A 21,310-nucleotide genomic window follows, 5' to 3' on the forward strand; every position below is an offset into this window, starting at 1 on the left:
GATCCGCCGGCGCGCGCGTGCAACCAGGGGTGCCCGCAGGCGCGGATCAGGCGCCGAGCAGCCGGCGGATCTCCGGGGCGGCCGGATGGCCCGGCGCGACGGCGAGGAACCGGCGCAGCGTGTCCGGCGCGTCCCCCGGCCGGGTGCTGCGCTGCGCGAGCCCGAGCACCAGCAGCCCGTCCGGCGAGTCGGGCGAGCGGGCCAGCACCTCCCGCACCGTCCGCTCCGCACCGGCGGCGTCGCCTGTGCGCAGCAGCGCGAAGGCGAGCCGGAGTTGGACGCCGTCGTCCGGGCGGTCCCGCAACACCTCCCGGTACAGCTCGGCCGCCGCGTCGTACCGGTGGTCCCGCTCAAGGTCGCGGGCCAGCTGGAGGGTGACGGCGACCGGGTCCGCGGGTCCCGCCTGCGGCTGCGCGTCGTTCAGGCGGGCGGCAGCGAGCGCCACCGCGGCCACCAGCACCACCACCCCGGCGCAGGACACCCACCAGACACGTTGCGCGGCGGCGCCGCCCGGAGCGCGGCCTGACCCGGCCTCGACGGGCCGCTTCCGCCGCGACGGACGCAGCGTGCGTACGGCGGCCGTGCCCGCGCCCAGCAGGGCCAGCGCCGGTACGGCCCACAGCAGCAGCGACAGCCCCCGGGTGGGCGGGTCGGCGAGCACCTCGTCGCCGTAGCGCTCGACGAACCATCGGCGGATCTCCGCCGGGCTGCGTCCCTGGGCCAGTTGCTCGGCCGCCGCCTGCCGCATCGCCGCGGCGATCGGCGACTGCGAGTCGGCCACCGACTCGCCCTGGCAGGCCGGGCAACGCAACCCTTGCGTCACCGTGCGGAGCGGGTCGGCGTCCGGTACCGACGAGCGGAGCAGTCCCGTGACCGCTGCGGCGACCAATACCGCGACCACCAGCGCGCCGAGCAGCCGCCGCCGGATCATGCCGGCTCCAGCAGCGGCGCCACCCGCTGGTCGAGCCACTGCCGGGTGACCACGCCCTGCTGGCGGGCGACGATCCGTCCGTCCCGGTCCACCACGAAGGTCTCGGGGACTCCGCGTACGCCCCATCTGACGGCCTGGGTGCCGTCCGGGTCCGGCAGCACGGTGATCTCCGTCGTACCGGTCTCGGCCAGCAGCGCCCGCACGGCCTCCGGTCCGTCGCGCAGGTTGAGTCCGACGACCCGCAGACCGTGCGGGGACCAGCGTCGGGCGGTGTCGGCGAGCAGCGGCAGCTCGTCGCGGCACGGCCCGCACCAGGAGGCGAAGACGTTCACCAGGACCACCTGGCCGCGTGCCTCGGTGAGGTCGAACCGTCCGCCGTCGAGCGTGTTGCCGTTCAGCGCCGGCGCCGGCGCCGGGATCGGGTCGCCGGCCGCTCCGGTGGTCTGGGCCGGGCCGGTGCGCAGCCCGGCCGCCAGTACGACTCCGACCACGACCACCAGCAGCAGCACCGTCGTCCTGCCCACCGGCAAGCGGCGCAGTCGGCCGGCCGTCACGCCGTGACCTTCGCGGCGGTGGGCGCAGCGACCGGAGTTGACGGCGGTGGCCGTCGCCGGACCCGCCGCACGCTCGCGGCGAACGCCAGGAGTCCACCGCCGACGATCAGCGCCGCGCCGCACCAGAGGACGCCCACCAGTGGATTCACCGCGAGCCGCACCGTCGCGGTGCTACCGTCCGCGGCGACGGCGAGCAGCGTGACGTAGGTGTCTCGCCGCGGGCCCGTGTCTATCCACGGGACGGTGACCGCGGTGTCCCGGGCGGTGTCGTACCAGAGTCGCGGTTCGACGGTGCGCTCGGCGCCGTCACCGGTCAGTGCCAGCCGGGCCCGCACCGCCATCCGCCCGTCGCTCGCCGATCGTTCGACGGCCAGCAGCCGTACCGACACGTCCGACACCCGTACCACCTCGCCGGTGCGCACGGTCTGCTCCTGGGCCCGGCCGTACGCCGAGGACCCCGCGACGCCGAGCGCGACCAGCGCGAGGCCGGCGTGTGCCAGCACGGCCGCCAGGCGCACCGTCCGTACGCCCCGGCGGCGGCGCAGCACCGATCCGAGCTCCCCGGCCAGGCCGGTCAGGGTGAACGCCGCCGCCCCGAACGCGACAAGTGCGGGCACACCCGGCCGGCTGAGCAGGCCCACCGCCGCCACGGTCACCGACCCGGCGACCGCGGGCAGCACCAGCCGTCGTGCCGCCGCCCGGTCACCCGCCCGCCGCACGGCGGGAGCGACCCCGGCGAGCAGGAGCACCACGATCGCCAGCGGGACCGCGGTGCGCTGGTAGTAGCCGGCACCGACGCTGCTGCGGGCACCGGTCAGTGGCTCGGTGAGCAGCGGGAGGACGGTGCCGATCAGCACGACCGCGGCGATCGTCACCAGCAGCACGCCGTTGACCAGGACTGCCGTGGCGCGGGACAGCAGGGGAGTGCGGCCACGACCGGGCGGCGACGGGTCGCGCCGGCCGGCGAGCAGTGTCGATGCCAGGACCGCCAGCAGCACGAGACCGAGCAGCAGCGGGCCGAGTGGGGATTCGGTGAACGCGTGCACGCTGGCGACGGCGCCGGAGCGGGTGAGGAACGTGCCCAGCAGCACCAGCAGGAAGCTGGCGCAGGCGAGGACGGAGTTCCACCGGGCACGCCGGAGGGCACCCGACAACATGGTGTGCAGGAACGCCGTCGCGGTCAGCCAGGGCAACAGCGAGGCGTTCTCCACCGGGTCCCACGCCCAGTAGCCACCCCAGCCGAGTACCGCGTACGACCACCAGGCGCCCATCGCGATCCCGGCGGTCAGCGCCGACCAGGCGGCCAGGGTCCACGGCCGGGCGATGCGGAGCCAGTCCCGGCCTTCGGGGCCGGCCAGCGGGGCGGCCAGGGCGAGGGCGAACGGCACGACCAGGCCGAGGTAGCCGACGTAGAGCAGGGGTGGGTGCACGCCCATCGCCGGGTGCTGCTGGAGCAGGGGGTTCGGGCCGGGGCCGTCGACCGGCGTCGGGTACACCGACCGGAACGGGTTCGCCGCGAGCGCCGACAGGGCGAAGAAGAACGTCGTCACCACGCCGACGACCGCCATCGCGTACGCGTGCAGCCGGGCTGGGTGAGGCCGGCGGGCCAGCAGTGTGGCGTATCCGCAGAGCACCAGCAACCACAGCAGCAGCGAACCGTCGAGTGCGGACCAGAGACTGGTGACCGTGTCGTAGCCGGACACGTGCCGCCCGCCGTTCTCGGCGACGAAGCGGACGCTGAAGTCGTGTCGGAGCAGGGCCGTCTCCAGCACCGCGCACGCCAGGGCGGCGGCCAGCAGGGTCAGTACGGTGGCCACCCGGGCGTGCCGCGCGGACCTGCCGAGCAGGGCGACCCGCAGCCAGAGCAGGACGGTGAGCGAGGCGCTGATCAGTCCGGCGGTCAGGCTGGCGGTGCCCAGGTCACCGAGCATCCGACGGCTCCGCCTCGGCCGGCCGGTACTCGTTGCCGTGCCGGACCTCCACATGGTCCGCGCGGAACACGCCGTCGGTGGAGAGGCGGCCTTCGACGACGGCGCTCTCACCTTCGCGGAACGTCTCCGGCGGTACGCCACGCTGGTGAACGACGACCTCGTGTCCCGCCTCGGCCAGCTTGAACACCACCAGGTCGCCCTCGCGGCGCAGCGAGCCGGGCACCACATCGCCGCCGAGCCGTACGCGCTCCCGCGCCAGCTCCGGTTCGGCCAGCACCTCGCCCGGCGTCCGGTAGTAGGTGAGGGTGTCCCGTAAGGCGCTGGTGACCAGCAGACCCCCGCCGGCGAGCAGCACGCCGATCAGTGCGACTCGACCGGTACGCCGGATCATCCGACCCGGGCCGGGGCGCGCCGGGCCGGGTCGGCGGGCGTGGCCGCCGGGTCGGTCCGGCGGCGTTCCAGCCGGACCACCCGGTGCAGCAGGACGCAGAGCGCGACGACGCTGGCCGCCGCCACGGCGAGCAGCAGCGCGAGGCCCATCCGTGGATCGATCGGCGGGCGTTCCGGGGCGAGCATCGTGGCCTGCTGGTGCAGCGACCGCCACCAGAGCACCGAGAAGTGCACCACGGGGACCAGCAGGAAGCCGGCCACGCCGACCACGGCCGCCGGCCGGGCCACCGCGCGGTCGCCGTCGCGGCCGCCGGTGCGCTCGGCCAACGTCCGTCGCAGCGCCAGGTAGCCGGTGTAGGTCAGCAGCAGTAGCGCCGTGCTGACCAACCGGGGGTCCCAGGCCCACCAGGTGCCCCAGACCAGGTGCCCCCAGTAGGACCCGGTGCCGATGGCGAGCGCGGTCAGCACGACACCGATCTCGGCGCCGGCCCGGGCGAAGCGGTCCCAGCGCGGGTCGGCGCCGATCAGGTACGCCACGCTGGCCGCCAGCACGACTCCGAAGGCGAGGTACGCCACCCACGCGGCCGGCACGTGCAGGTACATGAGTCGTTGTGCCGGACCCTGTGCGGCGTCGGTCGGGGCCAGGAACCCTCCGGCGAGAGCCGCGGCCGCGGACAGGCCGCCGGCCGTCCAGCCCAACGTTCGCCGGCCGGCAGCTCCGCCGCGAGTGTCGAGGGCGAGGTCCACGGTGGTCGCTCGCATGATCTCCCTGTCCGCGCCAGTCGGCGCTTGCCCGGGCCGTTTCTGCGTGCCGACTCTATTCCGGGCAAATGGTCTATTCATCGCATTTGCCTATATAAGACGCAAGCACGGACGAGATGATTAGGGTCGGTGCCGGTGGACAGAGCGCACGACCTCGAACATCCCGGGCGACGCCGGATCAGCCGGCGCGTCGGCCCGGCGCTGGTGCTCGCCACCGTGCCGACGCTCGCCGCGTGTTCGGCCGGCTCGCCCTCCGCCCTCGACCCGGCGGGTACGGGCGCCGCTCGGATCGCCGACCTGTGGTGGGTCCTCTTCTGGATCTCCGCAGCGGTCTTCGCCGAGGTCATGGTGCTCCTGGTGTGGGCGCTGGTGTTCCGCCGGGGCCGTGACACCCGGGTGCGGCACGGCCAACCACTGCGGTTCGTCGCGATCGCCGGCGCCGGGGTGCCACTGGTGATCCTGGTGGTGGTCTACGCGCTCGGACTCCGCGACCTGGCCGCGCTCGGCGCCGGACCCGGACGGGACGCACCCACCATCGAGGTCACCGGCCACAAGTGGTGGTGGGAGGTGCGAGTGCCGGGCATCGACGGTGCCACCGCGAACGAGCTGCACATCCCGGTCGGAGAACAGGTCCGGGTGCGGCTGCGCACGGCGGACGTCCTGCACAGCTTCTGGGTGCCGCAACTGATGCCGAAGACCGACCTGATCGCGGGCGAGACGCGTGAGACCTGGCTGCACGCCGAGCGGGCGGGCACCTACCGCGGGCAGTGCGCCGAGTACTGCGGCACCCAGCACGCGCACATGGCGTTCCAGGTGATCGCGGAACCGCGCCCACAGTTCGAGGCCTGGTTGGGCCGTCTCGGAGCGCCGGCGCGCCAACCGACGACCGACGCCGAGCGGCGCGGGCAGCAGGTCTTCGTCCAGGGCAGTTGCGCCGGCTGTCACGCGATCCGCGGCACCGACGCCGACGCCCGGGTCGGGCCGGACCTGTCCGACGTCGGCACGCGCTGGAGCATCGGCGCCGGCGCCGTGCCCAACGACGCCGGACACCTGGGCGGGTGGATCGTGAACCCGCAGACCGTCAAGCCCGGCAGCTACATGCCGCCGCAACCGGTCGACGCGCAACGACTGCCCGACCTCATCGCCTACCTGCGGTCACTCGAGTAGAGCGGGAGGTAGGACATGTCCACGACGATCGCGCCGCCACCGGGCGCCGGCCAGGAGGACCTGGCCCGCCTCGAAGCGCACTGGGGCGAACGGCCCTCGCTGCGCTCCTGGTTCAGCACCGTCGACCACAAGCGGATCGGGCGGCGCTACCTGGTCACCGCCTCGCTGTTCTTCGTCCTGGCCGGGATCAGCGCGCTGGCCATGCGTACCCAGCTCGCCCGGCCCGAGGCGAACCTGCTCTCCCCGGAGGAGTACAACCAGCTGTTCACCATGCACGGCACGGCGATGATCTTCCTGTTCGCCACCCCGATGCTGTTCGGCTTCGGCAACTACCTCGTCCCGCTGATGATCGGCTCCCGGGACATGGCGTTCCCGAAGTTGAACGCGTTCGGCTACTGGGTGTTCCTCTTCGCCGGGCTGTTCATGTGGGCGAGCCTGCCCTTCGGCGCGGCGCCCAACGGGGGGTGGTTCGCGTACGTGCCGTTGACCGACGACCGGAACACCCCCGGGCTGCACATGGACGTATACACCCTCGGGCTGCTCTTCCTCGGCATCGCCACCACCGCAGGCTCGATCAACTTCATCGTCACCGCGCTCAAGCTGCGCGCGCCCGGCATGTCCCTCAACCGTGTCCCGCTGTTCGTCTGGGCGATCGTCGCGACCGCCTTCATGGTGATCTTCGCGCTGCCGGCGTTGAACCTCGACAACGCGATGCTCTTCCTCGACCGCCGGTTCGGCACCCATTTCTTCGACCCGGAGGCCGCCGGCAACGTGCTGCTCTGGCAGCACCTGTTCTGGATCTTCGGCCACCCGGACGTGTACATCATCGTCATGCCGGCGCTCGGGATCGTCTCGGCGGTGCTGCCCGCCTTCACCCGCCGCGGGGTGGTCGGCTACGTCCTGATCGTGCTCGCCATCGTGTCCATCGCGATCATCTCGTTCGGCGTCTGGGTGCACCACATGTTCGCCACCGGCCTGCCGCACCTGTCCTACAGCTTCTTCAGCGCCGCCAGCACGATCATCACCATCCCCTCGGGAATCCAGATATTCGCCTGGCTGGCCACCATGATGCTCGGCCGCCTGGTCGTACGGGTGCCGCTGCTGTTCCTCATCGGGTTCATCGTGACCTTCGTGCTCGGCGGCTTCACCGGCGCCATGTTCGCGTTGACCGCCTTCGACCAGCAGGTCACCGACTCGTACTTCGTGGTCGCACACTTCCACTACGTGCTCATCGGCGGCGCGGTGTTCCCGATCCTCGCCGGCCTCTACTACTGGCTGCCGAAGATGACCGGGCGGATGTACCACGAAGGGCTCGGCAAGTGGGCGTTCTGGCTGTTCTTCACGGGCATGCAGGTCGCCTTCTTCCCGATGCACCTCTCCGGCCTGTTCGGCATGCCGCGCCGGGTCTACACCTACCGCGACGAGCCCGGCTGGGCCGTGTGGAACATGGTCAGCACCATCGGGGCGTACATCCTGGCCGCCGGGCTGCTGCTCGTGCTGATCGGCGTGGTGCACGCCATCCGCCGCGGCCGTCCCGCACCACCCGACCCGTGGGGCGGCGACACCCTGGAATGGTCCACCGACTCGCCACCGAGACCGTACAACTTCCCCGTCCTGCCGCAGGTGCACAGCCTGCACCCCACCTGGGACCAGTCGAGCCGGTCCTCCATGGCGGAGGAGGCCACCCCCGACCGAATCCTCGCCGACGGCCGCCGGACGTTGTTCACCAGCGAACTCGACGGCCGCCGCGAACGCGTGGTCGAGATGCCGGAGGCGTCCCTGCAACCACTGCTGCTCGCCCTGGCCATGCTCGTGTTCTTCACCACGATGCTGTTCGCCTGGTACCCGTTCGCCGTGGCGGCGGCCGTCGCCGTGGCCGTGATCATCGCCTGGTGGCTGTGGCCGCCGCGACGCCCCGAAGAGGAACTGGGAGTGGCCCGATGAGCGGGCACCGCGCGGGTGGGCCGCGTTCCGGCACCGACCGCAGGGAGTGGCCCAGATGAGCGCCCGCAACCTCGCCGCGGCCACCAGCACCGAGGCGCTGACCACCGAGCTGCCGGTCGGCCGCTCCACCGGCTGGTGGGGCATGGTCATGTTCGTCACCACCGAGGCGACCCTGTTCGCGTGCCTGCTCGGCAGCTACTTCTACCTGCGTTTCCAGCACGGCGGCGAATGGCCACCCGGCGGCATCGAGCAACCCAAGCTGCTGCGCCCGTTGGTGATGACCGCCGTGCTGCTGCCCAGCAGCCTGCCGGTGATCTGGGCGGAGCGTGGCATCCGCCGCGGTGACCGCCGACGGCTGCGGTACGGCCTGGCCGCCACCCTCCTGCTCGGCAGCGCCTTCCTGGCCCTGCAGGCCACCGAGTACGCCGAGCTGTTCCACCACTTCACCCTCACCACGAACGCCTACGGCTCGCTCTTCTTCGTCATCACCGGCTTCCACGGCCTGCACGTGCTCATCGGGCTGACCATGCTGAGCTGGCTGCTCGCCGCCGCCCTGCGCGGCGGCAGCTTCGGCGCCCACCGCCACGACCGGGTCCGCAACGCCGCCATCTACTGGCACTTCGTCGACGCGGTCTGGGCCGCGATCCTGTTCACCATCTACCTCTCGCCGAGGTTGTGACATGAGCGCCCAGCCCGGTCCGCGTACCCGCCTCGCCGGTGGGCTGCTGCTCTGGTACGCGGTGCTGGGCGGCGCCCTCGCGTGGGCGATCCACCTGATGCTGGCCTGGGGCATCGACGAACTCACCTGCGCCGGCGGCTCGGATCACGTCGGCGTGGTACCGCTGCGGGTGGTCGTCGCGCTCGCCGTGGTCGTACCGGCGCTCGCCACCGTAGGTGCGCTCCTCGCTGCCGCGCTCGCCTGGCGGCGGACCGCCCACACCCGACCCGACGGGATCGCCGAAGGGACCCTCGGCCGCACCCGGTTGCTCGCCGCACTCGGCCTCTGGGCGAACCTGCTGTTCCTGGCCATCATCCTGCTGGGTGGCGTCGCGCTGCTGGTGTTCCCGCCATGTCAGCGATGAGCGCGGCCGGCTCCGTCGAGGCCGGGCTGCTCACCATCCTGCTCGCCGTGGCAGTCGCCCTGCTGGCCGCCGGCTACGGCCGGGGTGTCCACGAGTTGTGGGCGCGCCGGGGAGCCGGGGAGGTGCTGCCGGGTTGGCGGGTCGTCGCCTTCGGCGGTGGTGTGCTGGTCGTGCTCGCCGCCGACAGCGGTCCGCTGGCCGGGCTGGCGCAGCGGTCCTTCGCGGGCCACATGACCCAGCACATGGTGCTGCTGCTGGTGGCCGGTCCGCTGCTCGCCGCAGGCGCCGCGGGGCTGCCGCTCAGCCTGGCCTGCCCGGTCCGGCTGCGGCGACGGCTGGCCCGGCTCCGGTCCGCCGGCGGCGCCCGTTGGCTGCGCAGGCCGGTGAACACCGCCCTGGTGGCCGGCGCGGCACAGACCCTGGTGCTGTGGGTCTGGCATCTGCCGGCGCCGTACGTCGCGGCACTGGACCGGCCCGTCGTGCACGCCCTGGAACACGTCTGTTTCGTCGCCGGATCCTGGCTGCTCTGGGCGCCGATTCTCGGCGTGGCCCGGCACCGGCTGCCCGCACCTGTCGCGTTGCTGCTGCTGGTCGCAACGATGCTGCCGGCCTCCGCGCTGGGCGCCGTCCTCACCTTCGCACCTCGGCCGGTCTACCCGCTCCGGGCGCTCGGCCCCGAGCCCCTCGCCGACCAGCAACTGGCCGGCCTGCTCATGTGGGCGCCGATGGACGTGGCGGTCCTCGTCGCGGCGTTGACGGTGTTCCTGCGTTGGCTGCTGCGGCTGCAGCGGCAACATCCGGACGCAGTGGGTCCGCCCGAGCCGGCCGGATCCGCGGCCGCCGCCCGAACCGAGGGAGTGCTGCGATGACCAAACCTTCGCGTGCCCGGCGGCTCACCCTGCTGGTGCCGGTGGCGGTGCTCGCCGTCACCTCCTGCGCCCGCGCCGACCGGCCGCCGCCCCCGGAGATCCGTGCCGGTCAACCGGACCGGGGGGCCGCCCTCATCACCCAGTACGGCTGCGGCTCCTGCCACACCATTCCCGGCATCGACCGGGCCGACGGGCTGGTCGGGCCGCCGCTGACCCGGTTCGGCGCGCGCTCGTACATCGCGGGGGCGCTGGTGAACAACGCGGACAATCTTCAGCACTGGATCGCCGACCCGCAGGCCGTCGAGCCGGGAACCGCCATGCCGGATCTCGGCGTCACCCCGATCGACGCGCAGGACATCGCCGCCTATCTCTACACCCTGGACTGACCGGATGCAGCAGCACGCCTCGCCCGGCGCGGCGCAACGGCTCAGGCCCCGCCGGGCCCTCGCCGTCGGAACGGCTCTGGTGCTCGCCGCAGGGCCGGCGGCGCTGGCCACCCAACCCGATCCCGGCCCGACACCGACCGCCACGGCCACGCCCGCCACCACCGCGCCCACCGGGCAGCGCGGGGCGGAGCTGTACCGGCAGCACTGCGCGAGCTGCCACGGCGAGCAGGGGCAGGGCAGTCAACGCGGCCCCTCCCTGGTCGGCGTCGGCCCCGCCTCGGTGGACTTCCAGGTCGGCACCGGCCGGATGCCCATCGCCGACGAGATGCCGCAGCCCCGCCGCGACGAGCCGGTCTTCTCCGCCGACGAGATCGCCGCGCTCGTCGACCATGTGGCCAGCTTCGGCGGGGGCGGGCCGCAGGTTCCCCGGGTCGTCCCCGGCGACCTCCCCGCCGGGCGGGAGATCTTCGCCGCCAACTGCGCACCCTGTCACGGCGCCACCGGCGCGGGCGCCGCACTGACCGACGGCCGCGACGCCCCGCCCCTGTACGAGGCCACGGCCGTGCAGATCGCCGAGGCGGTGCGGGTCGGACCCGGGCTCATGCCGGTGTTTCCCAGCCAGGTGCTCACCGATCAGCAGGTCGACGACCTCACCACGTACGTGCGGCGGCTGCAGAGCGAGCGGCTGGACCGGGGCGGGAACCCGCTGGGCCGGCTCGGCCCGCTCGCCGAGGGTCTGGTCGCCTGGATCGCCACCCTCGGGCTGCTCGTCGCGGCGGCCCGCTGGCTGGGCAGGAGGGCCGAGGAATGAGCAGGCGCCCCCCGGTGCCGCCCGCCCCGCCAGGGGTGAACCGCCGCATCGTGTGCTCCTTCCTGGTCAGCGCCGCCGGCGCGATCGGCTTCGCCGTCACGTACGGCCTCGGTGGACAGACACAGTGGGAGGGCGTCTGCCTCGCCGTCGCGTTCGCCGGGCTGGCGACCGGCCTCGCCGTCTGGGGGCGGCGACTGGTGCCGACCGGCGGGTACGTCGAGGAACACGAGGGGTTCACGCCACCGCCGAGGGAGCAGGCGATGGCCGGCGACGCGCTCGCGGCTCCGGACAGCCCGATCCGTCGTCGTGGCCTGCTCGGTGCGCTCGCCCTCGCGTTGACCGCGCTCGGCGCCGCGGCCCTGTTCCCGCTCCGTTCACTGCTGCCGTGGGACCGCACCCGCCCGGTCGAGGCGCTCAAGGACACCCCGTGGCGACCCGGCGTCCGGCTGGTCACGGCCGACGGCAGACCGCTGCGCCCCGCGGACGTACCCACCGGCACCGTGGTCGCGGTCTTCCCCGAGGGCGACCTCGATGCCGGGGACGCTCCCGCCTTCGCGGTTCGCCTGCAACCGGAGCGCTTCACCCGGCCGCCCGCCGGCGGCCACCTCGACGGGCTGGTCGTCCACTCCCTGCTCTGCACCCACGCCGGCTGCCCGGTCCGGCTCTACCTGCACGAGACCGGCCGGGTGCTCTGCCCCTGCCACCAGTCGTCCTTCGATCTGTTCGCCGGAGCCGAACCCGTCGCCGGCCCGGCCGCCCGGCCGCTGCCCGGACTGCCGATCGAGGTGGGCCCGGACGGGTTCCTGCGCGCCACCGCGGACTTCACCGCGCCGCCCGGCGCCGGCTTCTGGAACTGGCCATGATCCTCGACCGGCTCGCGCGCGGGGTCGACGACCGACTGCGGCTCTCCCCGATCACCCGGAAGGCACTCGCGAAGGTCTTCCCGGACCACTGGTCGTTCATGCTCGGCGAGATCGCCCTCTACTCGTTCATCGCCCTGATCCTCACCGGCGTCTACCTGACCTTCTTCTTCGAGGCCAGCTCCGCCGACCGGGTCTACCACGGCTCGTACGCGCCACTTGACGGCAGCAGCACCTCCGCCGCGTACGCCTCAACGGTCCGGTTGAGTTGGGACGTCCGGGCGGGGCTGCTGATCCGGCAGACGCACCACTGGGCTGCCGTGGTCTTCGTCGCCGCGATCGTCGTGCACCTGATCCGGATCTTCTTCACCGGAGCGTTCCGCAAGCCCCGGGAGCTCAACTGGCTGGTCGGCGTCACCATGCTGACCCTCGCCCTGGCCAACGGCTTCACCGGCTACTCGATGCCCGACGACCTGCTCTCCGGCATGGGACTGCGGATCATCGTCTCGGTGGTGGAGTCGATCCCGGTGATCGGAGCGTGGCTGGCGTTCCTCGCCCTCGGCGGCGAGTTCCCCTCCGACGAGATGATCCCGCGGCTGTTCGTCAGCCACGTGCTGCTGGTACCCGCCGTGCTGGTCGCCCTGATCAGCGTGCACCTGGCGATGGTCGTACGGCAGAAGCACAGCCAGTTCCCCGGCCCGGGACGCACGGAGCACAACGTGGTCGGCTCCCGGTTCTGGCCCAGCTACACGCTGCGGTCACTGGCGCTGTTCGCCTGGGTGGTGGCGGTGCTCTTCGCGCTCGGCGGGCTGGTGCAGATCAACCCGGTCTGGCTCTACGGCCCGTTCTCGCCGGCCGAGGCGACCTCACCGGCCCAGCCCGACTGGTATGTGACCTGGGGCGACGGCGCGTTGCGGCTGTTCCCCGCGTGGGAGGTGCGCATCGGCCGGTACCTGGTGCCGTCACCGTTCATTCCCGGTGCGGTGATCGGCGGCGTCACGTTCCTGGCCCTGTACGCCTGGCCGTTCCTCGAACGGCTGCGCACCCGCGACCGCCGGCAGCACCACCTGTTGGACCGTCCACGCGAGCATCCGGTCCGGATGGGCGTCGGAGTCGCCGCGCTCACCTTCTACGCGGTGCTGGTCGTCGCGGCGGGCGACGACATCATCGCCCGGCTGCTGCGGGTGTCCGTCTACGACCTGCTCTCGGTGCTGCGCGTCGTGGTGCTCGTCCTGCCGCTGGTCACCGGGGCGCTGGCGTTCCTGCTGGCCAGGGCCCTCAGTCGCGGCGACGCCGCCCGCGTCGGCGAGCTGACCCGCGCCGACCTGGCGAAGGCGCGCCGGCCACCCGCCGGTGACCGTACCGGCGGGACAGCGGACGTGGACGAGCCGGAGCGGCCGGCCCGGGACCGCCCCGGCGAGCGGATCGAGCTGTGGCCGGAGGGCGAGGTGTGGCGTTGGCGCTACCGGGACGCCCCGCGCGGGGTCGCGATCCTGGGCAACCAGGCGGCGTCGACCGAGCAGGAGGCGGCTTCCGCCGCCCGGCTCGCCTACCCCGGTGTCGACCGGGTCGTCGTACCGGGCCCGCCGCCGCCCCGACCGCCGGGCAAGGTTCGTGCCGTGTTGCGCCGCGGAGCCAACGCCGCCATGGGCGTGTCACTGCTGGTTGCGGCGCTGCGGCAGCGGCGCGCGCGGAAGAGAGGACCCGACCGGCCGGGCGAGCCTCCGCCGTGAACAGACCCGTGCCTACCCCGGGCGACTTCACACAACTGTCATGAAAGCGCAGGGTGATCTCTAAGATCGATACCGAGAGTGGTGTCCGGTTTGCAGTGACGTCCCGGACGTCGAGCTGCCGTGCTGGACCATCGCCGATCGTGGATCAGCGACCGTCTTCCGATCTCCCGGTATCCCGGTCATCGCGATCAGCAGCGGCACCAGGCAGTCGGCGCAGTAGCTCAGAACGAGCTTGAATCTCCCGACATCACGGAGGTTGTACACGATATGGGCCGACCGTAGCCTCCCGCGAAAAAACAACTACAGGCATCATGATCGCCGACGTCTTCCCGGCGGTCTGACCCGAAAAACAACGGGCCGTGGTGCCTTGTTAGCGATACGTCGACCGGCGGGAGGACGTCGCCGTGCCGCCGCCGACCGGGGGTCGATGTGGCCTGATAGGAGCCCGAAGCATCCCACTGCAGTTCTGCCCGCGATTCCGCTGGCGGTGGCGCCGCACGGAGTGAGGCGACGCGACGGAGGTCTGGGGTGGGCGTGGCAATGACGATCGACCTTGCCGAGGTGCGAGTCCCGGTCGGCGTGGACACCCACGCCGACGTGCACCTAGCCGCGGCGATCGACCAGTACGGGTGCCTGCTCGGCGCGACCGGCGTGCCGAGTACCGCGTCCGGCCATGCTCGGCTGACAGCCTGGGCGCAGGCACTCGGAGTCGTCGACCAAGTCGGCGTCGAGGGCACCGGCAGCTACGGCGCCGGACTGCTCATGTCTCCTGCTGGAGAACTTCGGCAGTTCTTTCCGCACATCGTCCTCGACGAAACCATGCAGGTAATGCGTGTACCCAGATACCCGGCTCTAGATAACGATCGTTTCTGCGAGCCGGAACGGCAGCTGGCCGCCCTACTCGACCAGCTTCCCGCTACATCGCCGGCCCCGTGCCGCTCGCACTGAGCCAGCGGCCGAAGCTCGGCCGGATGTCACCCTCGCGTTCGGCGCCTGTGCACAGTCACTGCAGGAACGCGAGCAGTGTGTCCAGGAGCGCCTGGGGTTGATCCAGCGGGACGATGTGCCCACAGTTGGGGAGGAGCCGTCCCGTGAGATCGTCGGCGACCGCGTGCAGCTGCTGGTGCAGCGCATCTCCTACGGCGTTCCCGCCGATGGCCAGTGTGGGGACGGTCAGGCGTGCACCCGAGGAGAGCAGGGTTCCGATGAGCTCGGCGTTGGCTGGCATGGCACGGTAGTACTCGAAACCGGCGCGCAGCGCGGCCTTTCCGGTGTAGGCGGCGACGAATGCGTCTCGAATCTGCGGGTCGATACCGCAGAGGTCGTAGGTTCCGGACCTGAGGAAGTGGTCGAGGTAGGGCGCCTCGCGGCCGACGAGCACCGTCTCGGCGAGTTCGGGCACTGCATGGAAACCGAACCACCAGGGAGGCCCTGCAGCGAAGAACCCTTCTGCCCCGGGGAGGGCCGGTAGCGCCGATTCCATCAAGACGATCCGGGATATGCGTTCGGGGTGCTGGACCGCCAGCAAGAAGGCGGCCGGGACGGAGGCGTCGATCGCGGCAAGGGCCGCGTGCTCGATGTCGAGGGCGTCGAGCAGATCCCGGATGTCACCGGCGATCGAGCCGGCGTCGTACCCGGTGGCTGGTCGCGAGCTGTCGCCTAGACCCCTGAGGTCGGGGGCGATGACAGTGTAGTCCTGGGCCAGGCGAGGCAGGACCGAGGCCCACACCTGCCAGGTGTGGGGCCAGCCATGAAGCAGTACGAGCGCCGGACCGTCCCCGGCGACGGCAACGTTGAGTTCGACGTCCTTGAGCGGAACGCGCCGCAGGTGCAGATCTGCAGAAATTTGATCCGTGGTCACGGCGCTCCTTGGTGGTCCCCCCTGGTTACGCGGTTACCGTAAGATACTGCCGCCATGGTGGAGAAGACGGCACTTACGAGGAAGGCGGTGAGCTGGAGGTGACCACCTCTGCACGTCGTGGAGACCTGTTCGCCCCGAACTGTCCGACGCGGCTGCTACTCGACCGCATCGGCACCAAATGGACGTCGATGACGATCAAGGTGCTGGCCGAGGCGCATCCCGTCGAGGTGCGCTTTGCCGAGCTGCGCCGACGCGTGCCAGGGGTGTCGCAGAAGATGCTGTCTCACACGCTGCAGAGCCTTGCTGCTGACGGACTGGTGACCCGCCGAGTGCAGGACACCGTGCCACCGCAGGTGCACTACGGGCTAACCCCCCTGGGAGTGAGCCTCGACGAGCCGCTCGCAGCAGTGCGGGCATGGGCCGAGGAGCACATGGCCGAGATCGTGGCGGTCAACAACGGCACCTCTCGGAACTCAGATAACGCTGAGACCGAAGAGATCTCGTCGTAGGTTCCACCCCGCAATCAACCGCAATGTTGGCCAGCCGGTTGCCTACACAAGCCCTTAAAGGGACGGGTGCCGGAAATCGGCGCCCGCCCGTCCATTCCAAGATCATCCTTAGCGCTAGCCTGCGTTCCGATGTTCCTCGAGGGCCGACCTGGCGCAGGAACTGGCGGACATCGGTCAGGCGCCGCCGATCCCGCCCGCGGAACGCACGCCCGGCCCCGCGCCGTTTTGAGCCCGACGTCGCCCGGGCGGTCAGCCGCCAGCGGTGACGTGCTCGCACACCCCGCGAGGCCGGTAGCCGCCGGGCACGTCGGCACCGATGGTGTCCCAGAAGGCAGGGGAGCCGTCGATATGCCCACCCAAGGTGTGCCAGGTGAAGCCAGGGTTCTCCGTACGCAGCGCGGCCAGGCCGCGACGGCGGTAGGGATCCAGGGTGTGGGGCTGCTCGACCCAGCCGATCCGGCACCGCCCGCACAGCTGGTAGTCGACCTCGAAGACGTACTCGTCGCGTACGGAGGCGTCGCCGGGGTCGTGGTTGCGCAGGTTCGCCGCGCGCATCCGCCAGCCGATCCGCTCGGCCGAGCCGGTGTCCTGCCACGGCGTGGCCAGCCGAGGCACCATTAGCCGGCCGTGTCGGCGTGGCCACCGGCCGCGGGTCAGCCACAGCAGCGCCTCGCGCACGGGTTCGCGGCCGGACGCCCGCCCCACCTGCTCAGGGTGGGCGAGCAGGTACCGGTGACCGCCATCCTGGTCATGGTGCTGGTGGCGCTCTTCTTCGTCAGCGGGGCCGACGCCGCCTCGGTGGTGATGGGCACCCTGTCCTCACGCGGCGACATTGAGCCGAAGGCCTGGCTGGTCGCGCTCTGGGGCACCCTGACCGGGCTGGTGGCGGCGGTGCTGCTGCTCGCCGGTGGTCTGTCCGCGTTGCAGTCGCTGACCATCCTGGCCGCACTGCCGTTCCTGTTCATCATGGTCGGCATGGTCGGCATGGTCGCCGGGCTGCTGCGTGAACTGCGCCGCGAACCTCCCAGCGCGATGGCCGGCGCGGAGCCGCGTACCGTCGCGGCCGCTGCCGAAGGGCGGACGAGGGCGGACCTCGACAGCGCTGAGTCGCCCGCCTGACCAGCGCGTCTCGTGTGGTGGGTTCCACGGCCGTGTCGAGGAACCCAGCACGCCACGACAACTCGCCTGCTCGGCCCGTTCGACCTCTTCCTTCAGGTCAGAGACCGCGCAGCTCTCGTGTCGGGCACGGCCCATGCCAAGGAGTTGTGGCCGGTGCCGGGCCGCCCCGGCGCCGTCCCGGTCGATGGTGAACTGGTCGGCTCCTGGCGTCCCCGCAAAGCCGGCAACACGTTGACGGTCGCTGTGCAGCCGTGGCAGAAGCTCTCCGCCACCACACGCGACAACATCGGCGAACAAGCCGAACGGTTCGCCGCGTACCTCGGCATCCCCCTTGCCGACGTCAAATTCGCCACCTAGTGCGGTATCCAGGATCGTCTGGGCCCGTCGCGGCCCGGTGAACGTCTCTGTTCACTGCACTAGCTCCGGCCGTCGGCGACGGCGGACTATCTCAGTGGGCGGAAGTGGTGCCGCACCGCGTAGCGGAAGACGGCCGCACCGAGGTTTGCGCCGTCGACGTCGGCGCTGCGGAAGTGCACGCCGCCCCAGACGCGCGCGCCGATGAGCTCGTCGAGCGCCTGGGAGAAACTGGTGAAGTGCCGGGTCGTGCCGGAGTCCACGCTGGATCCGCTGAACGTCACATCGTCCGTGCCGAAGAAGTGCCGGTACAGCGACATGCGCGCGCCGGTGCCACAGGCGTGACCGGACGGGTATTCGGGGAAGGGGGGCGTGACGAGCAGCGGCGCCCAGTCCGGATCGGCCGCCGTCCGAGGGTTGCCGTCGTTGCCGGCCTGCTGGATCGCGGTGACAGGACGCCAGTAGCTCCAGTACTCCTTCTGGCTGAAGCAGGCAACGCCGGAGTCGGCCACGATGAGGTCGGTCATCGCGAAGAAGCGCGCGGTCTGCAGGGTGCTCAACCGTTGGGTGGTGGCGAGCTGACGCTTGATCTCCCACGAGGCGGATCGCCGGTCGTGCCACCAGAGCGCGGCCTCGGTCTGGTCCTGGGTGCGTACCGTGCTCGACGCCGCGCCGACCTGCTCGACCTCGGCGACCTCACGGGCGTACGCCCTGCTGGTCACCGCCGGTGGGCCGGGCGTGCGGAACAGCGACGCGCGGGGCAGCAGGAACGGCCGCATGTGCCCCGTCCACGCCCCCTGGGACAGGAACAGCGGCGGCGTGGGACGCCATTCACCGGGCTCGGTGCCGACCGTCCACTGCTGGTCGCCGTACGCTCCGTCGTCCTGCCGTGCGGCGACCATCGCGGCGGCGGTCCGGGACCCGACCCGGACGCCGCCCCGCTTCGATGGGCCGTCGGGGATCACGCTGAGCGCCTCGTCGTACTCGGCCCGGAGCCGTTCCTGCTGGGCGGGGAAGAGAGCGGCGAGCACGCCGTGGGCGGCCGTGGCGACGGCCGCGTCCACCGATTCGGTGCCCCGGGCGGCCGGCGCGACCAGGTAAGACTGGTACGGCGTCCCCGCGATGGCGTTCACCGCGTCGTAGACGGCGCCGTTCACCATCGCGAAGCTGCGTACCTGCTCGTTCGGTTGCTGTGCCGCGACGTCCCAGATCGCCGTCTGCGCCTGGAGGTCCCAGGCGACGACGGGATTGGTCGTGCTGTTGCCGGCGGCCCGGTCCGCGGCGGCCGCCGCTGGCGCCGTGGCGGTGCTCGCGAGCATCACGCCGAGCGCGAGGGCTGCGGGGATGGTGCGGGACCAGAGTTTCCGGAGCGCCGGGCGGTGGCTCGACATGGGTTCCCCCGACGTTTATCAGCATGCGTGTGGCCGACGACGGGCAATCGCCGACCGCAGGCAGCGCGGGACAATCAATCGACGATTGCGAACGTTAGCACGAGTTTCGCCATCGGTGGTCCCGCCGCCGTACGTCACTCACGGCACTGGCTCGGCGCGTTCGCCGACGGTGTCGCCGGGCGACGGTTCGGCTGGTGCCGGCTGCTCCTTGACCGGGCCGCGGGTGATGACCGCCTGCTGAAGCGGGGTGTGCCGCAGCAGCCCGGAGTAGAAGACGACTGCCAGACCGAAGTTCACCACCACCGCGTACGCCGTTTCCGCGACGTTGAACGCGGTGTCCGCCTCGACGGCGACCAGCCACGCCTCCAGGAACGTCTTCACGGCCGACACGAGCAGCAGCACGAGACCCTTGCGAAACGCCGACCAGGACGTACGCATGAACAGTGCGGCGATCAGCGGCAGCACGAAGGTGAGCGCCAACGACAGCACACCGGCCAGGTTGGGAGCGAACAGGTAGGTGGGCAGTTCGGGCAGGATGACGGAATCCATCTTTCCTCCCTCGGGACGAGAGGTCGTGCGCCAGATGGTCCGCCACCCACCGTCTCTGTAGCGTCACGACGCCGGGGCCCGGGCGGGCCGCCCCGGTCCGGGCGACGAGCGCCGGTCGGGGCCGTCAGCGCGGTGAGCGGGCCTCGCCGGCGTGCCGTCGTCGCTGCCGCGGAGCCTCGCCCTGACCCGCTGCCGGGCGTTCGGTGCGGGTCGGGTTGCCGCGTACGAGTTCGTCGTGGATCCGCCACCGGTCGGTGAGCAGGTCACGCCGGTCGGCCTCGTCGTCGTCCTCGATGCGCTGCCGCAGCCGCTGCATGGCGATGCGGCGGTTGAGGGTGAAGTGTCGCTCGGTGTCGACCACGATCACGAGGCCCGTGGGGCGGTGGGTGGCCCGTACGGCGGTGCTGGCCTTGTTGCGGTGCTGGCCGCCCGGGCCGCCGGTGCGGCAGGCGACGACGTCGACGTCGGCCTCCGCGAACGTCGTCGTCGGGAGGTCGGTCCGGCAGGGCCGGGCGGCGACGTACCAGTTCTTGCGACCGGTGCTCGCCCGGTACGGGCTGGGCGCCTGCCAGCACAGCGTGCCGGTCCACGAGGTGGCGAACGACTCGGCGTCAGCACCGTTGATCAGGACGAGCGCGGACCGGTGGGTGCCGCGCCGGTCGCCGGCCACGACCTGGATCCGGCGGGTCGTCAGGCCCCGCCGGGCGGCGTCGGCCTCCAGACGGTGCAGCAGCTGGGTGAGCGCCCACGCGCACTCCTGCGGGCCGCGCCCGGCGGAGAGGAGCAGGTGGACGTTCACGCCCGCCTCCGCCCACGTCGGCGGTCGGCTCGCCGCCCGGTCCCGAGCTCGGACGTCTTGTAGGTGACCAGGGGCACCGTGGTGGCCACGGGGGTGGCCAGCTCGTGCTCGACGAGGTCGGCGACGACCTGTTCGCTGCGTTTGTACGCCGAGGGGGCCTCTTCGAAGAGCAACTGTCGTTCGCCGCACACCACCACCGAACCGACCGGGGTGCGACGCAGCTCCTCGACCGTGTGCTTGGCGCGGCCCCGCCGCAGGGCGTCCGCGCGGGACATCTTGCGGCCCGCGCCATGGGCCACCGAGTGGTTGGCGTCCGGACCGGCGTGGGTGGCCACCAGGTACGACGGGGTGCCACGAGTGGCGGCGACGAGCACGTCGCGGCCGTCACCCGGCGCCGCCCCCTTGCGGTGCAGGTACCGCCCGTCGCGGATCTCGACGAGGTTGTGGCACTCGTCGACGACCGGGTCGGTGGGTTCCGTGCCCAGCGCGTGGGCGACGCGGGCGGCGAGCAGCCGCCGGTTGAGTGATCCCCACCGCACGGCCTCGTCGTGCGAGGTCAGGTAGGCGGCGACGTCGGCGGCGGGGCCGGCGCCGTGGACCTCGGTGTGTGCGCGCAGGATCCGCTCGCCGAGCCCGCGGGAGCCGCTGTGTACGACGAGCACGAGATCTCCGGTGGCGAGCCCGAGGCGGGCCGCGTGGTCCGGTTCGAAGACCGTACCGACCCGCGCCAGCTCGACGAAGTGGTTGCCCCGGCCGACCGTGCCGAGACCGTCGAGATGGCCGGCGGGAATGTCGCCCGCCACGACGGCCCAGGCCGGGTCGTCGGCGTGCCGCTTCGGGTCCAGCGGCTGGTCCAGGTCGGGAAACCGGGCGACGAGCTTCTCGGGTACGGCCCGCTTGAGCTTGATCGGGAACACCGCGATGCCGCAACCGATGTCGGAGCCCACCAGGAACGGATACAGCACGGTGGACGACATGGCGGCGCCGATCGGTGCGCCCTTGCCGGGGTGCAGGTCCGGCATGCCGGCTACATGGATCATGCCGTCGAGCGCGGCCACCTGCTGGCACTGCCGGAGCGCATCCGACTCGACCCAGCTCTCGGGCGAGGCGAACACGGTGACGGTGGCGGGGGCGGAGGCTGGGAGGGATCCGGGAGGGGAGGCGTGCAGAGACAAGGATGCTCGCTTTTCGCTGAGGGGAAGGGGCGGACGACCGTACGGCGCCGGTCGTGTCACGGCGCCGCGCGGGAAAGTGGATGTTGTCCGTCAGTACCTCATGGGCACACCCTGGTGGAACCGGCCCGGGCGC

At 72.0% G+C, this 21,310-nt stretch carries 24 protein-coding genes; 13 read left to right on the forward strand and 11 right to left on the reverse strand.

Annotation, left to right across the window (positions count from 1 at the left end; genetic code table 11):
• Positions 1-46: 46 nt before the first annotated feature.
• The 5 genes from ABZS42_RS27585 to ccsA are packed head-to-tail and all read right to left on the reverse strand — an operon-like array spanning position 47 to position 4,568.
• Positions 47-931 (reverse strand): cytochrome c-type biogenesis protein CcmH, encoded by an 885-nt coding sequence (locus ABZS42_RS27585; protein ID WP_355150092.1) that lies wholly within the window; start codon positions 929-931, stop codon positions 47-49.
• Positions 928-1,485, reverse strand: a complete 558-nt coding sequence (locus tag ABZS42_RS27590) for a TlpA disulfide reductase family protein (RefSeq protein ID WP_355150094.1) — start codon at positions 1,483-1,485, stop codon at positions 928-930. Before ABZS42_RS27590 ends, ABZS42_RS27585 begins: the two co-directional genes overlap by 4 nt.
• Positions 1,482-3,416, reverse strand: a complete 1,935-nt coding sequence (locus tag ABZS42_RS27595; protein WP_355150096.1) for a cytochrome c-type biogenesis CcmF C-terminal domain-containing protein — start codon at positions 3,414-3,416, stop codon at positions 1,482-1,484. Before ABZS42_RS27595 ends, ABZS42_RS27590 begins: the two co-directional genes overlap by 4 nt.
• Positions 3,406-3,807 carry a cytochrome c maturation protein CcmE gene (locus ABZS42_RS27600; RefSeq protein WP_355150098.1) on the reverse strand — a complete coding sequence of 134 codons (402 nt, stop codon included), beginning with the start codon at positions 3,805-3,807 and terminating at the stop codon, positions 3,406-3,408. The genes ABZS42_RS27595 and ABZS42_RS27600 overlap by 11 nt, the downstream gene beginning before the upstream one ends.
• Positions 3,804-4,568, reverse strand: a complete 765-nt coding sequence (gene ccsA / locus ABZS42_RS27605; protein WP_355150100.1) for a cytochrome c biogenesis protein CcsA — start codon at positions 4,566-4,568, stop codon at positions 3,804-3,806. Before ccsA ends, ABZS42_RS27600 begins: the two co-directional genes overlap by 4 nt.
• A gap of 135 nt (positions 4,569-4,703) precedes the next feature.
• Between ccsA and coxB the strand changes: the two genes are divergently transcribed.
• The 10 genes from coxB to ABZS42_RS27655 all read left to right on the forward strand — a co-directional run bounded on the left by coxB (position 4,704) and on the right by ABZS42_RS27655 (position 14,368).
• Positions 4,704-5,735, forward strand: a complete 1,032-nt coding sequence (gene coxB, locus ABZS42_RS27610; protein ID WP_355150102.1) for a cytochrome c oxidase subunit II — start codon at positions 4,704-4,706, stop codon at positions 5,733-5,735.
• 15 nt (positions 5,736-5,750) lie between these two features.
• Positions 5,751-7,679: a cytochrome c oxidase subunit I gene (ctaD, locus tag ABZS42_RS27615; RefSeq protein ID WP_355150104.1), complete on the forward strand. Its 1,929-nt coding sequence runs from the start codon at positions 5,751-5,753 to the stop codon at positions 7,677-7,679.
• A gap of 55 nt (positions 7,680-7,734) precedes the next feature.
• Positions 7,735-8,358 carry a heme-copper oxidase subunit III gene (locus tag ABZS42_RS27620; protein WP_355150106.1) on the forward strand — a complete coding sequence of 208 codons (624 nt, stop codon included), beginning with the start codon at positions 7,735-7,737 and terminating at the stop codon, positions 8,356-8,358.
• Position 8,359: 1 nt separating this feature from the next.
• Complete coding sequence (locus tag ABZS42_RS27625) at positions 8,360-8,761, forward strand: hypothetical protein (protein ID WP_355150108.1); 402 nt, start codon at positions 8,360-8,362, stop codon at positions 8,759-8,761.
• Positions 8,749-9,630: a cytochrome c oxidase assembly protein gene (locus tag ABZS42_RS27630; RefSeq protein ID WP_355150110.1), complete on the forward strand. Its 882-nt coding sequence runs from the start codon at positions 8,749-8,751 to the stop codon at positions 9,628-9,630. The genes ABZS42_RS27625 and ABZS42_RS27630 overlap by 13 nt, the downstream gene beginning before the upstream one ends.
• Positions 9,627-10,016, forward strand: a complete 390-nt coding sequence (locus ABZS42_RS27635; protein ID WP_355150112.1) for a c-type cytochrome — start codon at positions 9,627-9,629, stop codon at positions 10,014-10,016. The genes ABZS42_RS27630 and ABZS42_RS27635 overlap by 4 nt, the downstream gene beginning before the upstream one ends.
• Positions 10,017-10,020: 4 nt before the next feature.
• Complete coding sequence (locus tag ABZS42_RS27640; protein ID WP_355150114.1) at positions 10,021-10,827, forward strand: c-type cytochrome; 807 nt, start codon at positions 10,021-10,023, stop codon at positions 10,825-10,827.
• The gene (locus tag ABZS42_RS27645) at positions 10,824-11,690 is read left to right on the forward strand and encodes a Rieske (2Fe-2S) protein (RefSeq protein WP_355150116.1); all 867 of its coding nucleotides are present in this window, start codon (positions 10,824-10,826) and stop codon (positions 11,688-11,690) included. Before ABZS42_RS27640 ends, ABZS42_RS27645 begins: the two co-directional genes overlap by 4 nt.
• Positions 11,687-13,420, forward strand: coding sequence for a cytochrome bc complex cytochrome b subunit (locus ABZS42_RS27650; protein ID WP_355150118.1), 1,734 nt, complete (start codon positions 11,687-11,689; stop codon positions 13,418-13,420). The genes ABZS42_RS27645 and ABZS42_RS27650 overlap by 4 nt, the downstream gene beginning before the upstream one ends.
• Before the next feature lie 528 nt (positions 13,421-13,948).
• Positions 13,949-14,368, forward strand: a complete 420-nt coding sequence (locus ABZS42_RS27655) for a hypothetical protein (protein WP_355150120.1) — start codon at positions 13,949-13,951, stop codon at positions 14,366-14,368.
• Positions 14,369-14,423: 55 nt separating this feature from the next.
• On the opposite strand, the gene ABZS42_RS27660 is transcribed toward ABZS42_RS27655, so the two are convergent.
• Complete coding sequence (locus ABZS42_RS27660; RefSeq protein ID WP_355150122.1) at positions 14,424-15,281, reverse strand: alpha/beta hydrolase; 858 nt, start codon at positions 15,279-15,281, stop codon at positions 14,424-14,426.
• Positions 15,282-15,379: 98 nt separating this feature from the next.
• Between ABZS42_RS27660 and ABZS42_RS27665 the strand changes: the two genes are divergently transcribed.
• Positions 15,380-15,790 (forward strand): helix-turn-helix domain-containing protein, encoded by a 411-nt coding sequence (locus ABZS42_RS27665; RefSeq protein WP_355150124.1) that lies wholly within the window; start codon positions 15,380-15,382, stop codon positions 15,788-15,790.
• Between the two features lie 249 nt (positions 15,791-16,039).
• Here the strand turns inward: ABZS42_RS27665 and ABZS42_RS27670 are convergent, their stop codons facing one another.
• A complete protein-coding gene (locus ABZS42_RS27670) occupies positions 16,040-16,495 on the reverse strand; it encodes a hypothetical protein (protein WP_355150126.1) in 456 nt (151 codons plus the stop codon).
• A 9-nt stretch (positions 16,496-16,504) separates the two neighbouring features.
• Here ABZS42_RS27670 and ABZS42_RS27675 point away from each other — a divergent pair, with 9 nt between their 5' ends.
• Both ABZS42_RS27675 and ABZS42_RS27680 read left to right on the forward strand, forming a co-directional pair.
• Entirely contained in the window at positions 16,505-16,909 is a 405-nt protein-coding gene (locus tag ABZS42_RS27675) for a BCCT family transporter (protein ID WP_355150128.1), read from the forward strand.
• 12 nt (positions 16,910-16,921) lie between these two features.
• On the forward strand, positions 16,922-17,266 hold the full coding sequence (locus tag ABZS42_RS27680) for a crosslink repair DNA glycosylase YcaQ family protein (protein WP_355150130.1): 345 nt from the start codon (positions 16,922-16,924) through the stop codon (positions 17,264-17,266).
• A gap of 86 nt (positions 17,267-17,352) precedes the next feature.
• On the opposite strand, the gene ABZS42_RS27685 is transcribed toward ABZS42_RS27680, so the two are convergent.
• From ABZS42_RS27685 to ABZS42_RS27700, 4 genes are all read right to left on the reverse strand, one after another.
• Entirely contained in the window at positions 17,353-18,654 is a 1,302-nt protein-coding gene (locus ABZS42_RS27685) for a vanadium-dependent haloperoxidase (protein WP_355150132.1), read from the reverse strand.
• A gap of 138 nt (positions 18,655-18,792) precedes the next feature.
• The gene (locus tag ABZS42_RS27690) at positions 18,793-19,203 is read right to left on the reverse strand and encodes a hypothetical protein (RefSeq protein WP_355150134.1); all 411 of its coding nucleotides are present in this window, start codon (positions 19,201-19,203) and stop codon (positions 18,793-18,795) included.
• Positions 19,204-19,327: 124 nt separating this feature from the next.
• Entirely contained in the window at positions 19,328-20,002 is a 675-nt protein-coding gene (prfH, locus tag ABZS42_RS27695) for a peptide chain release factor H (RefSeq protein WP_355150136.1), read from the reverse strand.
• Positions 19,999-21,177 (reverse strand): RNA ligase RtcB family protein, encoded by a 1,179-nt coding sequence (locus ABZS42_RS27700; protein ID WP_355150138.1) that lies wholly within the window; start codon positions 21,175-21,177, stop codon positions 19,999-20,001. Before ABZS42_RS27700 ends, prfH begins: the two co-directional genes overlap by 4 nt.
• Positions 21,178-21,310: the final 133 nt, after the last annotated feature.

This window comes from Micromonospora sp. NPDC005367 (assembly GCF_040606825.1).
Classification (GTDB): Bacteria; Actinomycetota; Actinomycetes; order Mycobacteriales; family Micromonosporaceae; genus Micromonospora.

What these genes read in the sequence shown, in the direction of transcription:
- ABZS42_RS27585 (WP_355150092.1), bottom strand. Translation starts at nt 931, where the DNA reads ATGATCCGGCGGCGGCTGCTCGGCGCGCTGGTGGTCGCGGTATTGGTC.
- ABZS42_RS27595 (WP_355150096.1), bottom strand. Translation starts at nt 3,416, where the DNA reads ATGCTCGGTGACCTGGGCACCGCCAGCCTGACCGCCGGACTGATCAGC.
- ABZS42_RS27600 (WP_355150098.1), bottom strand. Translation starts at nt 3,807, where the DNA reads ATGATCCGGCGTACCGGTCGAGTCGCACTGATCGGCGTGCTGCTCGCC.
- ccsA (WP_355150100.1), bottom strand. Translation starts at nt 4,568, where the DNA reads ATGCGAGCGACCACCGTGGACCTCGCCCTCGACACTCGCGGCGGAGCT.
- ctaD (WP_355150104.1), top strand. Translation starts at nt 5,751, where the DNA reads ATGTCCACGACGATCGCGCCGCCACCGGGCGCCGGCCAGGAGGACCTG.
- ABZS42_RS27620 (WP_355150106.1), top strand. Translation starts at nt 7,735, where the DNA reads ATGAGCGCCCGCAACCTCGCCGCGGCCACCAGCACCGAGGCGCTGACC.
- ABZS42_RS27625 (WP_355150108.1), top strand. Translation starts at nt 8,360, where the DNA reads ATGAGCGCCCAGCCCGGTCCGCGTACCCGCCTCGCCGGTGGGCTGCTG.
- ABZS42_RS27630 (WP_355150110.1), top strand. Translation starts at nt 8,749, where the DNA reads ATGTCAGCGATGAGCGCGGCCGGCTCCGTCGAGGCCGGGCTGCTCACC.
- ABZS42_RS27635 (WP_355150112.1), top strand. Translation starts at nt 9,627, where the DNA reads ATGACCAAACCTTCGCGTGCCCGGCGGCTCACCCTGCTGGTGCCGGTG.
- ABZS42_RS27640 (WP_355150114.1), top strand. Translation starts at nt 10,021, where the DNA reads ATGCAGCAGCACGCCTCGCCCGGCGCGGCGCAACGGCTCAGGCCCCGC.
- ABZS42_RS27645 (WP_355150116.1), top strand. Translation starts at nt 10,824, where the DNA reads ATGAGCAGGCGCCCCCCGGTGCCGCCCGCCCCGCCAGGGGTGAACCGC.
- ABZS42_RS27650 (WP_355150118.1), top strand. Translation starts at nt 11,687, where the DNA reads ATGATCCTCGACCGGCTCGCGCGCGGGGTCGACGACCGACTGCGGCTC.
- ABZS42_RS27685 (WP_355150132.1), bottom strand. Translation starts at nt 18,654, where the DNA reads ATGTCGAGCCACCGCCCGGCGCTCCGGAAACTCTGGTCCCGCACCATC.
- ABZS42_RS27690 (WP_355150134.1), bottom strand. Translation starts at nt 19,203, where the DNA reads ATGGATTCCGTCATCCTGCCCGAACTGCCCACCTACCTGTTCGCTCCC.